This is a genomic window from Psychrobacter coccoides (assembly GCF_017498085.1).
Classification (GTDB): domain Bacteria; phylum Pseudomonadota; class Gammaproteobacteria; order Pseudomonadales; family Moraxellaceae; genus Psychrobacter; species Psychrobacter coccoides.
Map to the genome: position 1 here is coordinate 1 of NZ_JAGBKM010000055.1, position 582 is coordinate 582.

At 43.1% G+C, this 582-nt stretch carries 1 protein-coding gene; it reads left to right on the forward strand.

The window, feature by feature from the left end; all coding sequences use genetic code 11:
* Nucleotides 1-582 (forward strand): transposase (locus tag J3492_RS13035; protein WP_243453264.1); only part of this gene is annotated, 582 nt, incomplete at both ends.

Consider the following 582-nt stretch of genomic DNA (forward strand, 5'->3'; position numbering starts at 1 on the left):
CGTAAACAGTTTAAAAAAGCCAAACTCAACTGGCGCACCAATAACCCAAAAGCCAAGCGCAGATCTCTTGGATGGATTCCGTTTAAAAAGACCGCCATTAAGCACTTAGTAACCCGTCAGTCAGGCAAGAAAAGCCTTAAATCTACTATTCAGCTAAGCCTCGCTAAAGGCAAAAAGCTGATCATTGATGTATGGGATAGCTACAATTTAGCCCTGTACGGCATCAATACGTGCGAATTGGTACAAGACAATCGTGGTCACTGGTACGCCTGTATCACCGCTAAAGAATTTCCAAAAACAGTTTGTGGCACGGGCCAAGTCGGTATTGATTTAGGCTGTAAAGATGCCGCAGTCAGTAGTGAGGGTGATCAGCTACAAATCAAAGTCACCCATCAATACGCAGAAAAACTGGCCATTGCTCAAAGAGCCAAAAACAAAAAACGGGTCCGTGCGATTCACGCCAAGATCAAAAACACCCGCCAAGACTTGATTCATAAATTCACATCAAAGCTTGTTAAAGCCAACAGCTTAATCGTTGTTGGTAAAATCAAATCAAACTCATTCACTTCATCCAAACTGGCC